The sequence below is a fragment of the Burkholderia sp. AU45251 genome (genome assembly GCF_030482905.1).
Classification (GTDB): domain Bacteria; phylum Pseudomonadota; class Gammaproteobacteria; order Burkholderiales; family Burkholderiaceae; genus Burkholderia; species Burkholderia aenigmatica.
On record NZ_JAUJQH010000006.1, the window covers coordinates 252,716 to 270,598 of the forward strand.

Annotated in this window: 15 protein-coding genes; 3 read left to right on the forward strand and 12 right to left on the reverse strand. The window is 67.9% G+C overall.

Going from position 1 to position 17,883, the window contains the following annotated elements; genetic code table 11:
• Positions 1-76: 76 nt before the first annotated feature.
• From QZM67_RS16030 to QZM67_RS16045, 4 genes are all read right to left on the reverse strand, one after another.
• Positions 77-898 (reverse strand): ABC transporter permease subunit, encoded by an 822-nt coding sequence (locus tag QZM67_RS16030; RefSeq protein WP_043183029.1) that lies wholly within the window; start codon positions 896-898, stop codon positions 77-79.
• On the reverse strand, positions 895-1,821 hold the full coding sequence (locus QZM67_RS16035) for an ABC transporter permease subunit (protein WP_301804734.1): 927 nt from the start codon (positions 1,819-1,821) through the stop codon (positions 895-897). Before QZM67_RS16035 ends, QZM67_RS16030 begins: the two co-directional genes overlap by 4 nt.
• On the reverse strand, positions 1,818-2,978 hold the full coding sequence (locus QZM67_RS16040; RefSeq protein WP_175021089.1) for an ABC transporter ATP-binding protein: 1,161 nt from the start codon (positions 2,976-2,978) through the stop codon (positions 1,818-1,820). The genes QZM67_RS16035 and QZM67_RS16040 overlap by 4 nt, the downstream gene beginning before the upstream one ends.
• Before the next feature lie 85 nt (positions 2,979-3,063).
• On the reverse strand, positions 3,064-4,158 hold the full coding sequence (locus tag QZM67_RS16045) for a polyamine ABC transporter substrate-binding protein (protein ID WP_175021090.1): 1,095 nt from the start codon (positions 4,156-4,158) through the stop codon (positions 3,064-3,066).
• A gap of 421 nt (positions 4,159-4,579) precedes the next feature.
• Between QZM67_RS16045 and QZM67_RS16050 the strand changes: the two genes are divergently transcribed.
• On the forward strand, positions 4,580-4,783 hold the full coding sequence (locus QZM67_RS16050; RefSeq protein ID WP_043183034.1) for a DUF1289 domain-containing protein: 204 nt from the start codon (positions 4,580-4,582) through the stop codon (positions 4,781-4,783).
• Positions 4,784-4,858: 75 nt separating this feature from the next.
• On the opposite strand, the gene QZM67_RS16055 is transcribed toward QZM67_RS16050, so the two are convergent.
• The 3 genes from QZM67_RS16055 to QZM67_RS16065 all read right to left on the reverse strand — a co-directional run bounded on the left by QZM67_RS16055 (position 4,859) and on the right by QZM67_RS16065 (position 8,328).
• The gene (locus QZM67_RS16055) at positions 4,859-5,500 is read right to left on the reverse strand and encodes an OmpW family protein (protein ID WP_043183035.1); all 642 of its coding nucleotides are present in this window, start codon (positions 5,498-5,500) and stop codon (positions 4,859-4,861) included.
• Positions 5,501-5,565: 65 nt separating this feature from the next.
• The gene (locus QZM67_RS16060) at positions 5,566-6,756 is read right to left on the reverse strand and encodes a nitronate monooxygenase family protein (protein WP_043183036.1); all 1,191 of its coding nucleotides are present in this window, start codon (positions 6,754-6,756) and stop codon (positions 5,566-5,568) included.
• 135 nt (positions 6,757-6,891) lie between these two features.
• Positions 6,892-8,328 (reverse strand): aldehyde dehydrogenase family protein, encoded by a 1,437-nt coding sequence (locus tag QZM67_RS16065; protein WP_043183038.1) that lies wholly within the window; start codon positions 8,326-8,328, stop codon positions 6,892-6,894.
• Positions 8,329-8,452: 124 nt separating this feature from the next.
• Here QZM67_RS16065 and QZM67_RS16070 point away from each other — a divergent pair, with 124 nt between their 5' ends.
• Complete coding sequence (locus QZM67_RS16070) at positions 8,453-9,214, forward strand: hypothetical protein (RefSeq protein WP_301804741.1); 762 nt, start codon at positions 8,453-8,455, stop codon at positions 9,212-9,214.
• A gap of 309 nt (positions 9,215-9,523) precedes the next feature.
• Complete coding sequence (locus tag QZM67_RS16075) at positions 9,524-9,889, forward strand: hypothetical protein (RefSeq protein ID WP_011352206.1); 366 nt, start codon at positions 9,524-9,526, stop codon at positions 9,887-9,889.
• Between the two features lie 123 nt (positions 9,890-10,012).
• Here the strand turns inward: QZM67_RS16075 and QZM67_RS16080 are convergent, their stop codons facing one another.
• The 5 genes from QZM67_RS16080 to QZM67_RS16100 form a co-directional block, all read right to left on the reverse strand.
• Positions 10,013-10,492 carry a DUF2501 domain-containing protein gene (locus tag QZM67_RS16080; protein WP_301804744.1) on the reverse strand — a complete coding sequence of 160 codons (480 nt, stop codon included), beginning with the start codon at positions 10,490-10,492 and terminating at the stop codon, positions 10,013-10,015.
• A gap of 215 nt (positions 10,493-10,707) precedes the next feature.
• Entirely contained in the window at positions 10,708-11,946 is a 1,239-nt protein-coding gene (locus QZM67_RS16085) for an MFS transporter (RefSeq protein WP_301804746.1), read from the reverse strand.
• Positions 11,947-12,007: 61 nt separating this feature from the next.
• Positions 12,008-13,102 carry a 3-deoxy-7-phosphoheptulonate synthase gene (locus tag QZM67_RS16090; protein ID WP_301804750.1) on the reverse strand — a complete coding sequence of 365 codons (1,095 nt, stop codon included), beginning with the start codon at positions 13,100-13,102 and terminating at the stop codon, positions 12,008-12,010.
• 28 nt (positions 13,103-13,130) lie between these two features.
• The gene (locus tag QZM67_RS16095; RefSeq protein ID WP_301804753.1) at positions 13,131-13,925 is read right to left on the reverse strand and encodes a 2,3-dihydro-2,3-dihydroxybenzoate dehydrogenase; all 795 of its coding nucleotides are present in this window, start codon (positions 13,923-13,925) and stop codon (positions 13,131-13,133) included.
• On the reverse strand, positions 13,922-17,830 hold the full coding sequence (locus tag QZM67_RS16100; protein WP_301804756.1) for an amino acid adenylation domain-containing protein: 3,909 nt from the start codon (positions 17,828-17,830) through the stop codon (positions 13,922-13,924). The genes QZM67_RS16095 and QZM67_RS16100 overlap by 4 nt, the downstream gene beginning before the upstream one ends.
• Positions 17,831-17,883: the final 53 nt, after the last annotated feature.

The window sequence follows — 17,883 nt, forward strand, 5'->3', positions numbered from 1 at the left end:
CGTCTCGTCAAACAAAACGCCCGGCCCGACTCGTCGTCGGCACCGGGCGTTGTCCATCGCGATCACAACCTGAACGTCAGGTCGCGAACCCTGCCATCCGCTTGCGTTCCTGCCGCAGCATCACGAAGTTCGCGATCACGACGCCGGCCGTCACCGCGACGATGAACAGCGTCGCGAGCGCATTCATCTCCGGATTCAACCCGAGGCGCACGCGCGAGAACACCACGAGCGGCAGCGTCGTCGAGCCGGGACCCGACAGGAACGCCGACAGCACGAGGTCGTCGATCGACAGCGTGAACGACAGCAGCCAGCCCGCGATCAGCGCCTGCGAGATCAGCGGCAGCGTGATCGTGAAGAACACCTTCAGCGGCGTCGCGCCGAGATCGAGCGCGGCTTCCTCCAGCGACGGGTTCAGCTCGCGCACGCGCGACTGCACGATGATGGCCACGTACGAGATACACAGCATCACGTGACCGAGCCAGATCGTGAACACGCCACGCTCGGCCGGCCAGCCGATCCACTTCGCCAGTTCGATGAACAGCAGCAGCAGCGAGATCCCCTGAATCACCTCGGGAATCACGAGCGGCGCGTTGATCATCCCGCTGAACAGCGCGAAGCCGCGAAAGCGCCCCATCCGGGCGAGCACGAAACCGGCCCAGGTGCCGATGATCACCGACGCGAACGCGGTCAGCACGCCGATCTTCAGCGACAGCCACGCGGCCGTCAGCAGCTCGTCGTCCTCGACCAGCGCCGCGTACCAGCGGAACGAGAAGCCCGACCACACGGTGACGAGCTTCGACTCGTTGAACGAATAGACGATCAGGCTGACGATCGGGATATACAGGAACGCGAAGCCGGCAAACAGCGCCGCGAACTGCAGGTAACGATTCGGCTTCATCGGCGGCCTCCCTGCTCCTTCGCCTGGAAGTGCTGGAACATCGCCATCGGCACGAGCAGCAGCAGCACCATCGCGCAGGTCACGGCCGACGCCATCGGCCAGTCTGCGTTGTTGAAGAACTCATTCCACATCACGCGGCCGATCATCAGCGTGTTCGCGCCACCGAGCAGCTCGGGAATCACGTACTCGCCCACCGCCGGGATGAACACGAGCAGGCAGCCCGCGATGATCCCGTTCTTCGACAACGGCAGCGTGATCTGCACGAACGCCTTCCACGGCTTCGCGCCGAGGTCGTAAGCGGCTTCGAGCATGCGCAGGTCCATCTTCACCAGGTGCGCGTACAGCGGCATCACGAGAAACGGCAGGTACGAATACACCATCCCGATGTACACCGCGTAGTTGGTGCGATACAGCTCGATCGGCGTATGGGTCAGGCCGATCCACATCAGGAAGTTGTTCAGCAGCCCGTTGTTCTTCAGGATGCCGATCCACGCGTACACGCGGATCAGGAACGACGTCCAGAACGGCAGCATCACGCCCATCATCAGCAGGTTGCGGGTCGCCGGGTTCGAGCGCGCGATGTAGTACGCCATCGGATAGCCGATCAGCAAACACAGCAGCGTCGTGATCGCGGCCACCCACACCGAGTTCACGTAGGTCGCGAAATACAGGCTGTCCGTGAACAGGAACGCATAGTGCGACAGGTTCAGCGCGACGTGCACGACGCCGTCGGTATATGACGCAAGCTCCGTGTACGGCGGGATGCCGAGCTGCAGCTCCGCGAAGCTGATCTTGACGACCAGCACGAACGGCACGAGGAAGAACAGCACGAGCCACGTGAACGGCCCCGCGACGACCGCCGTGGCGCCCGTCAGGTGGAAGCGCCGCACCGGCCACGAGAGCATGGACTTGAAGGTGGTCATGACGTCAGCACCACGCCGGCCGTCGCGCTCCAGCGCACGTAGATCTCGTCGCCGAGCGACGGCGTGTCGAGCTCGGAAATCGCGAGGCTCGACACGTTCGCGATCACCGTCTTGCCCGCGTCGAGCCTCACGTGATACAGCGAGTAGCCGCCCATGTACGCGACGTTGCTGATCCGGCCGCGCGCCCAGTTGAACGCGCCTTCGGGCGGCTTGCGCGTGAGCGCGATCCGTTCGGGGCGCACCGACACCGTGACCGGCATCCCGAGCGGGCCCGAGATCCCGTGGCTCACGTACAGCCGGCTCGGCAGCTCCGGCGATTCGATGTACACGTGGTCGGGCTCGTCCTCGACGGTCACGCCTTCGAACAGGTTCGTCGAGCCGATGAATTCCGCCGAGAAGCGGCTGTTCGGATATTCGTACACTTCGTTCGGCGAGCCGATCTGCACGATCTGCCCTTCGCTCATCACCGCGAGGCGATTCGCCATCGTCATCGCCTCTTCCTGGTCGTGCGTGACCATGATGCAGGTGACGCCGACCTTGTTCAGGATGTTGACGAGCTCGATCTGCGTGCGCTGGCGGATCTGCTTGTCGAGCGCGGACATCGGCTCGTCGAGCAGCAGCAGCTTCGGACGCTTGACCAGCGAGCGCGCGAGCGCGACGCGCTGCTGCTGGCCGCCCGACAGCTGATGCGGCTTGCGCTTCGCGTACTTGCTCATCTGCACGAGTTCGAGCGCCGATGCGACGCGCTCCTTCAGCTCGGCCTTCGGCGTGCCTTCCTGCTTGAGACCGAACGCGACGTTCGACTCGACCGACATGTGCGGAAAAAGCGCATACGACTGGAACATCATGTTCACGGGCCGCTTGTAAGGCGGCATCTGCGCGAGATCCTCGCCGTCGATCAGGATCTTGCCCGACGTGACCGTCTCGAGGCCCGCGAGCATCCGCAGCAACGTCGACTTGCCGCAGCCCGAGCTGCCGAGCAGCGCGAACAGCTCGCCCTGGCGCACGGTCAGGTTGACGCTGCGCACGGCTTCGGTGTCGCCGAATTTCTTGACGACGTCGACGATCTGGACAAAGGTCTCGGCGCGCGCATCGGCGCCGGAGGAGGAAACGGAGGACGGCGCGCCCGCGACCGGCGCACCCGACTGGCTATTCATGATGTGCTGCTTCTCTCCTGCGTTGAACGAACAAAGCCCCCGGGGGTACCAGGGGCTTCATGACTGCTGGGAACATCGGTGCGTGTCAGCGGCCCGACTTCAGCTCGGTCCACAGACGCGTCTGCAGACGCTGGATTTCAGGCGGCAGCGGCTTGAGCAGGAACAGCGTCTTCACGACGTCGGCCGGCGGATAGACGGCCGGGTCGTTCGCGACGTCGGGCCGCACGTACTTGCGGGCCTCGGCGTTGGCGCTCGGGTAGTACACCGCGTTCGTGATCGCCGCGTGCACCTTCGGATCCTCGATGTAGTTGATCCACTGCAGCGCGGCATCCTTGTCCTTCGCATCCTTCGGGATCGCCATCACGTCGAACCATACCGGCGCGCCGCCCTTCGGAATGTAGTACTCGACCTTGTACGGCTTCTTCGCTTCCATCGCGCGATGCTTCGCGATCACGACGTCGCCCGACCAGCCGAACGCGAAGCAGATGTCGCCGCCGACCAGGTCGTTGATGTAGCCCGACGAGTTGAATTGCGTGATGTACGGGCGGATCTTCTTCAGCACTTCCATCGCCGCCTTGTAGTCGGCCGGATTCGTGCTCATCGGATCCTTGCCGATGTAGTGCAGTGCGGCCGCGAACATCTGGTCGGGCGCGTCGAGCACCGACACGCCGCAGGTCTTCAGCTTCGAGATGTTTTCCGGCTTGAACAGGATGTCCCAGTTGTCGAGCGGCACCTTGCCGAGCGCCTGCTGCGCCTTCGTCAGGTTGTACGCGAGACCGGTCGTGCCGTACGCCCAGGGCACCGAGAACTTGTTGCCCGGATCCGCGCCGGCGACGAGCGCCATCAGTTGCGGATCGAGGTACTTGAGGTTCGGCAGCTTCGACTTGTCGAGCGGCGCGAAGATGCCGGCGGCGATCTGCTTGCCCGCGTAGTTGCTGGTCGGCACGACGATGTCGTAGCCCGAGCTGCCCGTCAGCAGCTTCGCCTGCAGCGTGTCGTCGCTGTCGTAGTTGTCGTAGCGGACCTTGACGCCCGTCTGCTTCTCGAAGTTCGGGATCGTGTCCTTCGCAATGTAGTCCGACCAGTTATAGACATTGAGCTGCGTATCCTTCGCCGCTGCCGCCGATGCGCCCACGCACAGCGCGAGCGCTGCGAACCGGCCCACTACCTTTGCTTTCATCCCGTTCTCCCTCCGACCGGACACGTTGCCCGGCTGCCGTCTGCCTCGTCATGACGGCGCATTCTGGCGCACCGCCCCTCGAAAACCCCGAAAACTACCATCATTCGCGCCCCGTCACAAAAAAATCATGGCGGTGTCGCGCAAACGGAACAGATTCCCGCCGCCGGCCAGGCAGGCCGCCCGTGCGACGGGGCGTTCCCGGGGAATTCTATCGGGTAATCGGCGGCTGTCCACCGGGAAAAACAGGCGGCGGCTCGCGCGTTCGCCGGCCGGACGCGCGAGCCGCCCGGCGGCTGCGCCCGGCACCCGACCGTACTGTCACGCCGCTGCACCAGTACGGCATGCCGGCCGCACCCGCCCGACCGACCGGCCGCGATGCATTAAAATGGCGGCTGACGATTCAACTGCGTGAACCCTTCCGATGGCCTCCAATCTCCACGACCTGCCCGACAGCCCCTGCATCGGCGTGTGCTCGACCCTCTTCGACGAAGTCTGCAAGGGCTGCGGCCGCACGGCCGCCGAAGTGTCGAACTGGGTGTTCCTGAGCGACGACGAAAAGCGCGCGATCTGGGAGCGCATCTCGCGCGAAGGCACCGCGATGCGCTTCCAGTACGACAAGCTGTAAATCCGCCGCGCAAAAAAAGAGCGGCATGCCGACCGCCATGCCGCCAACCCCAACTCTGTTCTTTTCCCGCCGCGTCTAGAACTTCATCCCGACGCCCACGCCGACGATCAGCGGATCGATGTGCAGCGTGCCGATGCCCTTGTCGCCGAGCGTCGCATCGGTGCTCATCCAGATCTTCTTCACGTCGACGTTCACGAAGACCTTCTTCGTCACCTGCACGTCCACGCCGAACTGCAGCGCGGGGCCGAAGCTGCTCTTGTTGATCGACACGCCCTGCCCGCCGACGTTGAGCCCGTTGTTGTAGAAGTACGTGTAGTTCACGCCCGCGCCGACGTACGGACGCACCTTGCCGGCATGATTGAAGTGGTACTGCAGCAGCAGCGTCGGCGGCAGTACGCCCACGCCGCCGAGATTGCCGACGCTCGACGTCATCTGGTGCCGCGACGTGCCGAGGATCAGCTCGACACCGAGGTAGTCGCGGATCATGTACGTGAAATCGAGCTCGGGCACGATCGCGTTGTTCACGCCGACGTTGAGCGCACCCAGCGTGTCGCTTGCGCGTTCGTTCGGCTGGATGCTGATCGCGCGCAGTCGAACCAGGACATCGCCCTGATTGATGCCGTCGCCCGGCGAGGCCGCGTGCGACAACGAAGGCATCGCGGCGAAAGCGGCTGCGACGGCCGCAGCGGTGACACAAGTTCGAATCGTTTTATGCATGGTACGGACCCCCAAAGAATGGTTTCCATTCTCCCTGTAGGGTCTTTTCGGCATGTTGATATCCGTCAAGCCAGCGTAAACGTGGGACGGTTTGCCGCAGGCTCGGCCGCACCGCCCGTCAGCAGCAGGTCGAGCAGATCGCGCACGCTGCGGATCGCACGGCCGAACGGCAACGCTTCGCGGCCGCGGAAGAACAGCCCGTTCGCGACGTCGCCGCGCAGCGCGGCCGCCAGCCGCGTGTCGATGCAGAAATGGCCAAACTTCTCGATGCCGTCGCGCAAGCCGCATACGCTCAGGCATTCGAGCGCGGTCGGGCAGCGTTGCTTCAGCGCGCCGAGCTTGGTGCGGATGCGCGTCTCGTTGCGCAGGTAACGATCGAGCCACGGCGTTTTCACCGCGCGTGCAGGCAGCCCCGTCACGCTGACGAATTCGACGATGTCGTCGGGTGTCGCGTCGGCCAGCACGCGCTTGAAGTGCGGATGCGCATCGCCCTCTTCCGTCACCGCGAACGGTGTCCCCACCTGCACGCCGTTCGCGCCGGCCTCGAACGCCGCGCGCACCGTGTCATGACTGTTGATCCCGCCCGCAACGATCAGCGGGATCGTTTCGCGCGCGAGCCCGAGCGACGCCATCACCTGCGCGGTCTCGTCGAGCACGCGCGCGAAATCGAACCGGCCGTCGTGCATGTCGTCGATCTGCGTGACGCCGAGATGGCCGCCTGCATGTGCCGGATGCTCGATCACGATCGCGTCGGGCAGGCGCCCCTTCTTCATCCACTTCTTCAGCACGAGCGCGATCCCGCGGCTGTCCGACAGGATCGGAATCAGCGCGATGTCATGTCCTTGCGTGAGATCGGGCAGGTCGAGCGGCAGGCCCGCGCCCATCACGATCGCGTCCGCCCCCTCGTCGCACGCGACCCGCACGTAATCCGCATGCGCGCTCACCGCCTTCATCACGTTGACCGCGATCATCCCGCGCCCTTCGCCGTAGGTCTTCGCGAGGCGGATCTCGCGGGCGAGCGCCTCGAGGTTCGCTGCCTCGAGCGTCGCGCGATCGGGTTGTGCGCGGCAACGCGCGAGCAGGTCCGCATGATGGTGGCGCAGGTCGATGCTCGCGATCGTGCCGACCGCGCCTTCGCGCGCGACGCTGCCCGCGAGCCGGTGCGCGGAAATGCCGACGCCCATGCCGCCCTGCACGACAGGCAGCAAGGTGCGGCCGCGAATCGTCAGCGGCGGAAAGGAAGTGCGTACGGTCATCGGTTACCTCATCGGAACATCGGAACCGCGATGATCGACGATCCACCGACGCGCACCTTGACGGCCGTCAATAAAAAAACGGCACGCGAGCGTGCCGTTTCCGGTTCAGGCCGTGATCAAGGCCGTGAAAAACGCTCAGGCCGGCTTCGCGGGCTTGAGCTGCATCGACTTGTACTCGAGATATTCTTCGAGCCCGTACACGCCGTTTTCGCGGCCGTGACCCGACTGCTTGTAGCCGCCGAACGGCGCGGCCATGTTCCACGTGCCGCCGTTGATGTCGACCTGCCCGGTGCGGATGCGGCGCGCGATACCCATCGCGCGTTCGTCGCTGCCGGCCCACACCGCGCCGCCGAGTCCGTACGGCGAATCGTTCGCGATTCGCACGGCCTCGTCTTCATCGCGATACGTGATGATCGACAGCACCGGCCCGAAGATCTCTTCCTGCGCGATCGTCGATTTCGGATCGACGCGGCCGAACACCGTCGGCTTCACGAAGAAGCCCTTCGCGAGCCCTTCCGGCAAACCGGTGCCGCCCGTCACGAGCTCCGCGCCTTCGTCGATCCCGCGCTGGATGTAGTCCTGCACACGCTGCTGCTGCACGGCCGATGCCAGCGCGCCGAGACGCGTCGCGTCCTGCCGCGGATCGCCGGCGACGTAGGTTTCGGCCGCCGCCTTCGCGATCGCGCGCGCCTCGTCGTAGCGTGCTTCCGGCACCAGCATGCGCGTGTGCGCCGAGCAGGTCTGCCCCGCGTTCAGGTAGCACGCGTTGACCGTGCCCTTCACCGCCGTCGCGAAATCGGCATCGTCGAGGATCACCGAGGCCGACTTGCCGCCCAGCTCGAGCGCGACGCGCTTGACGCCCGCGGCCGCCAGTTCGGCCACGCGCTTGCCGGCGCGCGTCGAACCCGTGAACGACACCATGTCGACGTCCGGATCGGTGGCCAGCACCTCGCCGACCACCGGGCCGTAGCCGCACACGAGGTTGAACACGCCGGCCGGCAGTCCGGCTTCGTGAATCGCCTCGGCGAGCATGAACGCGTTGAGCGGCGCGACCTCGGACGGCTTCAGGACGACCGTGCAGCCGGCCGCGAGCGCCGGCGCGACCTTCAGCGTCACCTGGTTGAGCGGGTAGTTCCACGGCGTGATCGCCGCGACGACGCCGACCGGCTCGCGCACGACGAGCGAGTTGCCGACCTGTGCCTCGAATTCGAACGACTCGGCGAGCTTCGCGTACGCCTTCCAGTTGTAGATCGGGCCGCCGACCTGGATCGCGCGCGACAGCTTGATCGGCATCCCGACTTCGCCGGTGATCGACTGCGCGAGTTCCTCGCTGCGCGCCTGCAGATGCTCGACGATCTTGCGCAGGTAGCCCGCGCGCGTCGCGGGCGGCGTGGCCGCCCATGCGTCGAAGGCTGCGCGCGCCGCGCGGATCGCATCCTGTGCGTCGGATGCGACGCCTTCCGGAATCCGGCCGATCACGGCTTCGGTGCCCGAGTCGATCACGTCGATCGTGCCGGTGCCGGCCGGTTTGCGCCACGCGCCGTCGATATAGAACTGGTCGTAGATTTTCATCGTTTTCCGCCTCCAGGAAAGCCGACATTCTAGCGAGCGTTTCGGCCGGCCGGTGTGACGATTGACAGCCATTCGAAAGGTCTTTAGCCTCGGCGCCTCATTCATCATAAGAAAGGAGAATGCCTTGAGCATCCTGACCAAAATCGAGGGCGGCTATCTTCAGGTACTGCGCGTGATCGTGCTGTTGTTCGCGACCGCGGTCCTGATCGGCGGGGTCATATTCGGCGCGGTCGCACTCGATGCGCGCCTGTCGAAACCGCCGAAGGTCGATTCGGCCATCCAGGTCGATCCAGCATCGTTCGCGTGGGAGAACGACGCACCCGCCAAGGCCACGCCGGCCGCCGACGGCGCGGCAGCCAAGGACGGCAACGCGTCGCCCGCGCTGCGCCTGTCGACGCAACTGTCCGGCATCGTGCAGAAGCACGGCCGCGCGGCCCTGTCGTCGGACTACGCGGTCGATCGCGACGCGTACGAGCCGTCGTTCCAGCGCGTGCTCGGCGACGACGACCATCCTGACGTCGCGTACTACGAGCAGCAGATCGCGTATCTCGACAAGGTGCTGTCGCGCGCGGACGTCGCGGCCAGCGTCAAGAAGAAGGTCACCGGGCACGGCGACGAATATGCGCGCGAGCAGGCGTACACCGACGTCGTGTCGGCGGTCATGCGCGACTTCTCCGAGCGCTACGACGCACGCCGCACCGCGATCGACAACGAGAAGAAGGCCGCGGAAGAAACGGCGGCCGAGAACGGCCAGACCGCGCGCTACGCCGGCGTCGCCGCACTCGTCGCGCTGTACTCGTTCGTGTCGCTCGCGGTGCTGATCATCCTGATCCGCGTCGAGCGCAGCATCCGCTCGATCGCGCGCGCCACGCACACGACGACCTGAACCTCCTCATCCGCAGCCCGCGTGCCGGGCTGCGGCGAGCCCGGCAACGGGCCCGCTTCGCGGCGCAAGCGGCCGTTCCCCGGCCGCATCCTGGCGCGTGGTTCGTCACGCGCTCCCGCACTTTCCGTTCCCGCTGCCCCTTCGCTTCGCCGTCGGCCATCCACGCCCGCGCAGCGTCCGTTTCGCCACCGCCATGTCAGCATCCGCCCGGGTGCGCGGCCGGGCCCGCATCGTGCTATGTTTTTATTATCGGCACCGGCTCATTGCAACCGGCGCCGCCCGGAATCGACGTATTTCGTGAGCGCTGCCATGTCCGACGCACCCCATATCCTCGGCTCGCAAGACCGCCTCGAGCTGCTTTGCTGGCTCACCTGCGGCAACCTCGGCGCGTTTTACCTCAACGAATCGTGGCCGGACGCCACGTTCCAGGTCCAGGCCGCGCACCGCTGGCTCGACCGCCATCACCGTCAGGCCGACTGGCTCGTGATCGCCAGGCTCGCCGCGCTCGCGCAGGACATCGCGAAGCGGCATGCCGGGTTCGTCGATGCGTCGTGGGCGCGCGACGCGGTCGAGGAAATCGTCGATACCGACGATCTCGACTATCGGGCGAAACTCGTGCAATGGGTCTACGAAGACTGCTGCAAGGCGCTCGCCGACAAGCGGCTGGCCGATTGAGTCCATGCGCGCGGGCCGCGGCGTCGCGCGGCCGCCCGTCTTTGCGTCGATGATGTACGCGTGGCTGCCGGCACGACCCGAGCAGGTACGTCGCGCACCCCGCACCGCCACGCGCCGGAAAACTTACAGCAGCGACTTCGCCTGCGTCAGTACCTTGTCGCAGATCTGCTTGGTCACCTGCTGCTTCAGGCCGCCGCCGCTCAGGTCGAGCTTGCTGCCGTTGCCGGCGTCGAGGACGCCGCTCGCGCCGCTGGTATAGCCGCTGTCGGACGACGCGTTGCCGCCGAGCTTGCCCATCAGCGCGTCCTTCACCGACGACGCGCCGCCGGACGCCCCGCCGAGATAGTTGTTCTGGATGCAGAACTGCAGCAGGCCCGCGACGTTGCCGGTGCTGCCCGGCAGCAGCGACGAACCGCCACCGCCCGTCAATGCGCCGCCGAGGCCGCCGAGGTTGCCGAGCGCACCGCCTGCGCTGCTGCCTGAATCGCCGCCGCCGCCGACCTGCTTCAGGACGTCGCCAAGCTGTGCATGCGCCACCGAAAACGGTGCGAGCAATCCGATCAGCGCGCCGGCAAGGGTCGCGCGGTATAGACGTGCATTCATGTGAAGCCTCCCGGTTGTGATTGCATGAGTACCGCGAATCGAATTCAAGGATACTCAATCAACCGGTGCATGACAGCCGTCGGACGCGGCCTGAAACGTCAGGCATCGTGATATCGCCACAATTTGACAAAGCTTGACGTCACGCGTCGGCTCGCCGGCCCCTCGTTCGCGCCGCACGTATCGCGGCGAGTCGCCCGGCGCGCGCATATGCGCCGCTATGCATCCGCCGCACGCGATCCCGGCCATGAAGCGGCAACGGAAACGAGTGCCAGCATCACGCCGATCCACGCGAACGGCATGGCCGGATGCAGCTCGTACAGCATCGCGCCGGCCAGCGGCCCGATCACCATGCTGAGCCCCTGGGCCATCGACATCGCGCCCGCGCACGCAGCCTGCTCGTGCGGCGCCACCCGCGCGCTCGCCAGTGCCGCCACGGCCGGAAACGCCGCGCCCATCCCGCACGCCGCGACGAGATAGCTCGCACACAGCGCGAGCGGCTGCGTGGCCTCGGCCATCAGCACCGACGCGAATCCGGCGCCGCCCGCGAGCGCGCCCCAGCGCAGCCACTGTACGGGCGCAACCGACCGGAAGCGCCCGACCAGCGCCTGCGTCACGATCAGCCCGAGGCCCGCGCTGCCGAGCGCATACCCGGTCGTGAGCGGCGCGGCCTGCGCGCTCACGCCCAGGCGGTCGATCACGTAGAACCCGAGTGCGCTGTTCGCGATCATGACGGCGCTGTAAAGCGCCAGCGCGCTGAACCAGGGCAGCCGCAGGCGCGGCTCGGTCGGTTTCAGGCGAGGCGGTGCCTGCCGCACCGCGCCGTCGTGGCCGTCGCGCCGGCCGCGCAACCCGGCCAGCCCGGCGAGCGGCAACACCGCGAACACGGCCAGCGCAAGCGTCATGTCGTACCCGGCGATCCAGCCCGCGAGCGGCGGCGCGATCACCATCCCGACGGCGCCCGCGGCACCGAACCGGGCGATCGCCGCCGCGCGCCCCGCCACGGCCGTGCGGTCCGCGATCCACGCGGTCGCGGCGACCGGCAAGCCCGCGTAGCAACCGCCCATTGCCGCACGCGTGACGAGCAGCGCGACGAAGCCGACCCAGACGGCCGGCACGGCCGTGCCGCCGTCGCGCAGCGCCCAGCCGACGTACCCCGTCAACAGCAGCGAGCTCGCGATGAAGCCGCCGATCGCCGCGCGCATGGCCGGCAGCCGTCCGCGCAGATCCGCGACCCGCGCCCAGCGCGGCGCGACCAGCATCCACACGAGCCCGACGATGCCGATGATCGCACCGACGTGCAGCGGTTCGAGATGCATGCGCCGCGCCATCGGGCCTGCGATCGTGACGAACGCATAGGTTCCCGCCACCATCGCGAAGTTCGCGAGCAGCAGCGGCAAAAAAGACGCGCCGGCTTCGGCCGGCGGGTTCAGGGTGTCAGCGGAAGGGGTCGACATGATTCGTTCGTGTTGGAGTCGTGTTGGAGAAATGAAGGAGGCCGGCCGGTGCCGGCCACGGTCAGCCCGCTCGCGCGAGCAGGCGGTTGCGTGCATGCAGCAACGCATCCGCGGTCGCGTCCCAGCCGATGCACGGATCGGTCACCGAGCAGCCGTAGCGCAGCGCGCCGCCGAGCGGCTGCGCGCCCGTCTCGATGAAGCTTTCGAGCATCACGCCGCGAATCGCGTCGTCGCCCGCGCGCATCTGCTCGACGACGTCGTCGAGCACGGCGAGTTGCCGCATCGCCTGCTTGCCGCAGTTCGCATGCGAACAATCGATCAGCACGTTCGCCGGCAAGCGGCTGGCCCGCAACGCGTCTGCCGCGGCCGCGACCGACGCCGTGTCGTAGTTGGGTCCGTGGCGGCCGCCGCGCAGCACGAGATGCGCATGCGGATTACCGGCGCTGTGCAGCAGCGCGGGACGGCCAGCCCCGTCGATCCCGATGAACGTGTGCGGCCGCATGCTGGCCAGCATCGCGTGAGCCGCGACGTCGATCTGGCCGTCCGTCCCGTTCTTGAAACCGACCGGCATCGGCAAACCCGAAGCCATCTCGCGATGGATCTGCGACTCGGTCGTGCGGGCGCCGACGGCCACCCAGCTCACCAGATCGCCCAGATAATGCGGCGTCATCACGTCGAGCGCTTCGGTCGCAGCCGGCAATCCGATCGCATTGATGTCGGCGAGCAGCTGCCGCGCGGTGCGCAGGCCGTCCTCGATGCGATGGCTGCCGTCGAGCCCCGGATCGTTGATCAGCCCTTTCCATCCGACCGTCGTGCGCGGCTTCTCGAAGTAGACGCGCATGACGACGCAGAACGTGTCCCGCACCGCATGCGCGAGCGCGGCAAGCCGGCGTGCGTAGTCGAGCGCGGCGTCGGGATCGTGGATCGAGCACGGGCCGACGACGACGATCCGGCGCGCATCGCGCCGCTCGAGGATCGCCCGCAACTGCGCGCGCCCCGCGTCGACGGTCGCCCGCGCGGCGAACGAGGCCGGCACGTCGCGGCGCAGTGCGTCGGGTGACGGCAGCGGCACGCCGACGCGCAGCCGCTCGTCATGACGCGGCTGCACGAATGCGCCCGCCGCGCCCTGTTCGGTAGTGGCAGTGAAGTGTTTCATGACGAGGGCTCCGGAAACCGTTCGCGCGTCATGCGCCGAGCGTCGCGCCGCCGTCCACGCACAGCGTGTGCAGCGTCACGTGACGCGACGCGTCGGACAGCAGGAACAGCACGGCTTCGGCGATATCGTCGGGAATCGCGATGCGACCGAGCGGAATACCGTTCCGGTAGGTGTCGAGCGCCCCCGCGATGACGCCCGCCGGGCCTTCCGGGCCATGCCAGAGCTGACGCTGCATCGGCGTGTCGGTCGATCCCGGCGCGACGATGTTGCAGCGAATGCCGTGTCCGGCCAGTTCGAGGCCGAGGCAACGGGTGAACTGATGGGCTGCCGCCTTCGATGCCGCGTACGCCGCCATCTGCGTGCGCGGCACGAGCGCCGCATTCGATCCGACGGTCACGATGGCGCCCGCCCGGCGCGCGACCATCAGCGGCGCGACCGCGCGCGACAGATGAAACACGCCGTCGGCATTGACCGCGAAGCAATGCGCCCAGTCGTCGTCCGTCAGCGACGCCGCGCTCGAGAGCCGCAGCACGCCGGCAACGTTGGCGAGCATGCCGATCGGGCCGACAGATGATTCCACCCGTTCGACGGCGACCTGCACCGCACGCGCGTCGGCGACGTCGACCGAAAACGCGTGCACGCGCCCTGGCGCCGACGGGCGGTCGGCGATCGTGCGCGCCAGCGCGTCGCCATCCATGTCGAAGGCGGCCACGTCCACGCCGTGTGTGGCAAGCGCGCGCACGACCGCGGCGCCGATGCCGCGCGCCGCACCGGTCACGACGGCGATACCTGCCGGGAAAGTCAGGTTCGGATTGCTGTTCATCGATTCGAATTCCGTGATTGAAGATCCGGGCCCGCCGTTGCGGCGAGCCGTTCGGTGAGGATGGCGCCGATCGCCGCCATCGATTCGGGGTCCGACATGCCGTCGTGCGAGCAGTCGAGCGCATGGCAGGTCAGCGTCCCCGAAGGCCGATGCGCATGCCAGCGCTCGGGCGTCGGCATGCCCTGCCGCTTGCGGGTCGCGTTGAAGAGCAGCAGTTCGCCGTCGTAGCGCGGCGTCGATGCCGCGCGAAACAGGCGCATCTGCCCCAGCGTCGCCGCGACGAACGCATCGAGGCCGGCACCGCCGAGCGCCGCAAACGGGCTGTTCGCGCGCAGCAGGCGTTGTCGCAGCACGGTGTCGGACAGGTCGGCCGTATCGAAGTCGCCATTGACGGTCAGCAGGATCCGCAGCGCGTCGCCGCAGGCCGGCATCGGCTGCGCCGTCCATGCCGACGACGGATAGCTGTCCATCAGCGCGAGCGTACCGACCGCGTCGCCGTCGCACGCCAGCGCCGCCGCGACGCCATACGCCAGCGCGCCGCCGAGCGACCAGCCCAGCAAGTGATACGGCCCGTCGGGCTGCAATGCCCGTACGCGCCGCACATAGGTTTGCACCAGTGCGTCGAAATCGGCTGCATCGCGCGTGTCGTCGACCGAAAGCTGCAACCCGTCGATCGTCGCGTCGGGCAGATAGGCGGCCAGCCGCAGGTAACTCCACGCGAGGCCATCGGCCGGATGGATGCAGATGAGCCGCGGCGCGGCACCCGAGCCCGACTGGATCGCCAGGTGCGGCGCAAATGCGTTGCGCTCGGTGCGCGGCCGGTACGCCAGCGGCGTGCGCAATGCGGCTGTCAGCATCGCGATCGTCGGATGCCGGAACAGCATCGAGACGGGCACGTCGCGCCCGAGTTCCGCCGCGAGCCTCGCGCTCGCCTGCATCGCCTGCAGCGACTTGCCGCCGATGTCGAAGAAATTGCTGCCCGGCGTCAGCGCGACATCGCCGAGCACGTTCCGCCACACGGCCATCACCTGCCGCTCGAGCGCACCGGCGCGCGGATCGTCGGCCGCCTCGTCACGCCGCGCATCGGCACGCTGCAGCGCGTTGCGATCGATCTTGCCGTTCGCGTTGCGCGGCAGCCGTTCGAGCACGTGCCAGCGGTCCGGAATCGCGGCCGCCGGCAACCGCCGCGCCAGTTGCATGCGCAACGCGGCAGGCTCGGCCGACCCGGCGACGAACGCCGCGAGCGTCACCGTGCCGGCACCGCTGCGGGAGGCGACGACCGCCGCCTCGCGCACGTCCGGTTCGCGCAGCAGCGCGTCCTCGATCTCGCGCGGGTCGATGCGCACGCCGCTGATCTTCACTTCGTAGTCGATCCGGCCGTCGAAATACAGCCGGCCGTCGCGCAGCGTCGCGAGATCGCCGGTGCGGTACGCGCGCTGCCCGCCGCGCGGCAACGTGACGAAGCGTTCCGCTGTCAGCGCGGGATTGCCCGCATACGCGAGCGCCAGCCCGTCGCCGCACAGCACCAGTTCGCCAGTGCACCCCGCGGCGACCGGGTACGCGCGGGCGTCGACGATGCACGCGTCGACGCCCGCGCGCGGCGTGCCGATCGGCACCGGTTCGCCCTCCTGCCAGACTGCCTGCGGGCCGCCGACGCATGCCGCGGTCGCGATGATCGTCGCCTCGGTCGGTCCGTAGGTATTGAGCAGCACCCGGTCCGGCAGGTGCGCGCGCCAGCGCCGGATCCGCTCCGGCAACGCGGCCTCGCCGCCGATGATCGTCAGGCGCACACGGTCGAGGCGCTGCGCATGGCGTGCGTCGAGCGCATGCGCGAGCACGTGCCAGTAGGCGGTCGGCAGGTCGAGCACGGTGATGCCGCGCCGCTCGACTTCCGCCGTGAACGTGTCGACCGAATCGAGCATCGCATCGTCCCGCAGCACGAGCGTCGCGCCATGGCACAGCGTGGCGAAGACTTCCTCGAAGCTCGCGTCGAAATGCAGCGGTGCGAACTGCAGCACGCGATCGCCCGGCCCGATGCAATACAGGTCGCGCGTGCTCGCGACGAACTGGCCGAGCGCGCCGCGTCCGGTCAGCACGCCGTTCGGGCGGCCGGTCGATCCCGACGTGTACAGCAGATACGCGGGCAGCGAATCCGGCACCGGTGCGTCGCCGGCCGGCGCATGCCGCGTCGCCGGCGCGCACGCCGCGTCGAGATCGAACACCGGGCACGCGCCCGCACATGCACGGTGTGCGCCGCGCGTGATGACGATCGCCGGCGACGCGTCCGCGAGCATCGCAGCCGTGCGTTGCGGCGGCCCGTCCGGGTCGAGCGGCACGATGACGGCGCCCAGCTTCAGCACGGCCAGCATTGCAGCGATCACGTCCGGCGCACGCGGCGCCGCGATCGCGACGCGCGTCTGCTGCGTCACGCCACGCCGGGCGAGCGCGTCCGCCAGCGCCGCGGTGTCGGCGAGCAACGTGCGATAGTCGACACGACGCTCCCCGGCTTCGATCGCCGTGTGCGCAGGCGCGTCGCGTGCCACGCGTTCGATCAGCGCGATCACGTCGTCGTGCGGCCCGGGGAGCGGCGCGCCACGCACGATCGACGGCGGCGGCATGTCGTCGAGCAGGCGCGCGACCGGTTCGTCGGCCGCGCACGCGGCGAACGTGTCGAGCCAGTCCACGAAGCTTTGCACGTACGCCGCCAGCGTGTCGGCGTCGTACGCATTCGGATTGGCCTCGAGCGTCAGATGCCACGCGCCGCCGCGCACGGCGAGCGTCACGTTCAGGTCCTTCACCGGCCCACCGCTTACCGCGCGCGTATCGCTCGCCAGCCCGCGAAACGCGACCTGCCGCTCGAACGGCATCACGTTGACGGCCTGGTTGAACAGGAACACGTTGCGCTCGAGCAGGCCCAGATCGCCGCGAATCCAGCCGTACCGGTAATACAGGTGCGGCCGGATCGCGCGCAGCTGATCCGAACAGGCACGCGCGAGATCGCGCGGCGAATGGCCTGCGTCGACATGCACGCGAAACGGCACGATATTCATCGCCATGCATGGCACGCCGAGCGCCGGCGTGCCGAGCCGGTTCATCACCGGCAACCCGAGCGTCAGGTCGCGCTGCCCGCCCTGTCTTGCCAGCCAGATCCCGGTCGCGCACAGCAACCACGCGTTCCAGTCGACGCCCGCGTGCGCCGCGGCATCCCTGAGCCGCGCCAGCCGGGCGCCGTCGACCACGCGCGTAGCCCGCGACGCATCAGGCGCCACGTCCTGCTTCGGCGTGAGCTCGAGCGGCGCGGGCAGGTCGCGCAGGTATCCGCGCCAGAACACGCGATCGGCTTCGAAGCCGCCGTTCGCGCGATAACTCGCTTCGGCTTCGACCACGCGATCCACACGCCAGTCGGGCAACGTCGGCACGGGCGCCTTGCCGACACGCGCGTTGTAGCGTGCCGCGACGGCTTGCTGCAGGAGCCCGTAGCCGAAGCCGTCCAGCACGATGTGATGAACCTGCAGGTACCACCAGTGCCGCGTCGGCGAGAGCCGCAACAGCGCCGTGCGATACAGCGGATCGGACGTGACATCGCAGCACACCGACAGCGAGGCCCTCATCCAGTCCCGCGCCGCCTGCCCGGGATCCGCCTGCATCGACAGGTCCACGAGCGGCAGCCGCGTGGCCGGCGCGCGGCGATACTGCCAGAGCGTATCGTCGGCCCACGCGAAACGCATGTGCAGCGCATCGGCATGATCGAGCACCGCCTCGACGCTTCCGGTAAGCGCATCGACGTCGAGCGCGCCGTCAAGTTCGATGGTTTCGGCTGTCAGGTAGCCCGGATCGTCGGGATCGACCTGTTGCGCGACCCAGATTCCGTATTGCGCGGATGTCGCGCGTATCGGCCGTTCCATCGGTCGTTCTTCGAGTTGCATGAATGGAGATATCGCGAATAAGCGTTGAACCG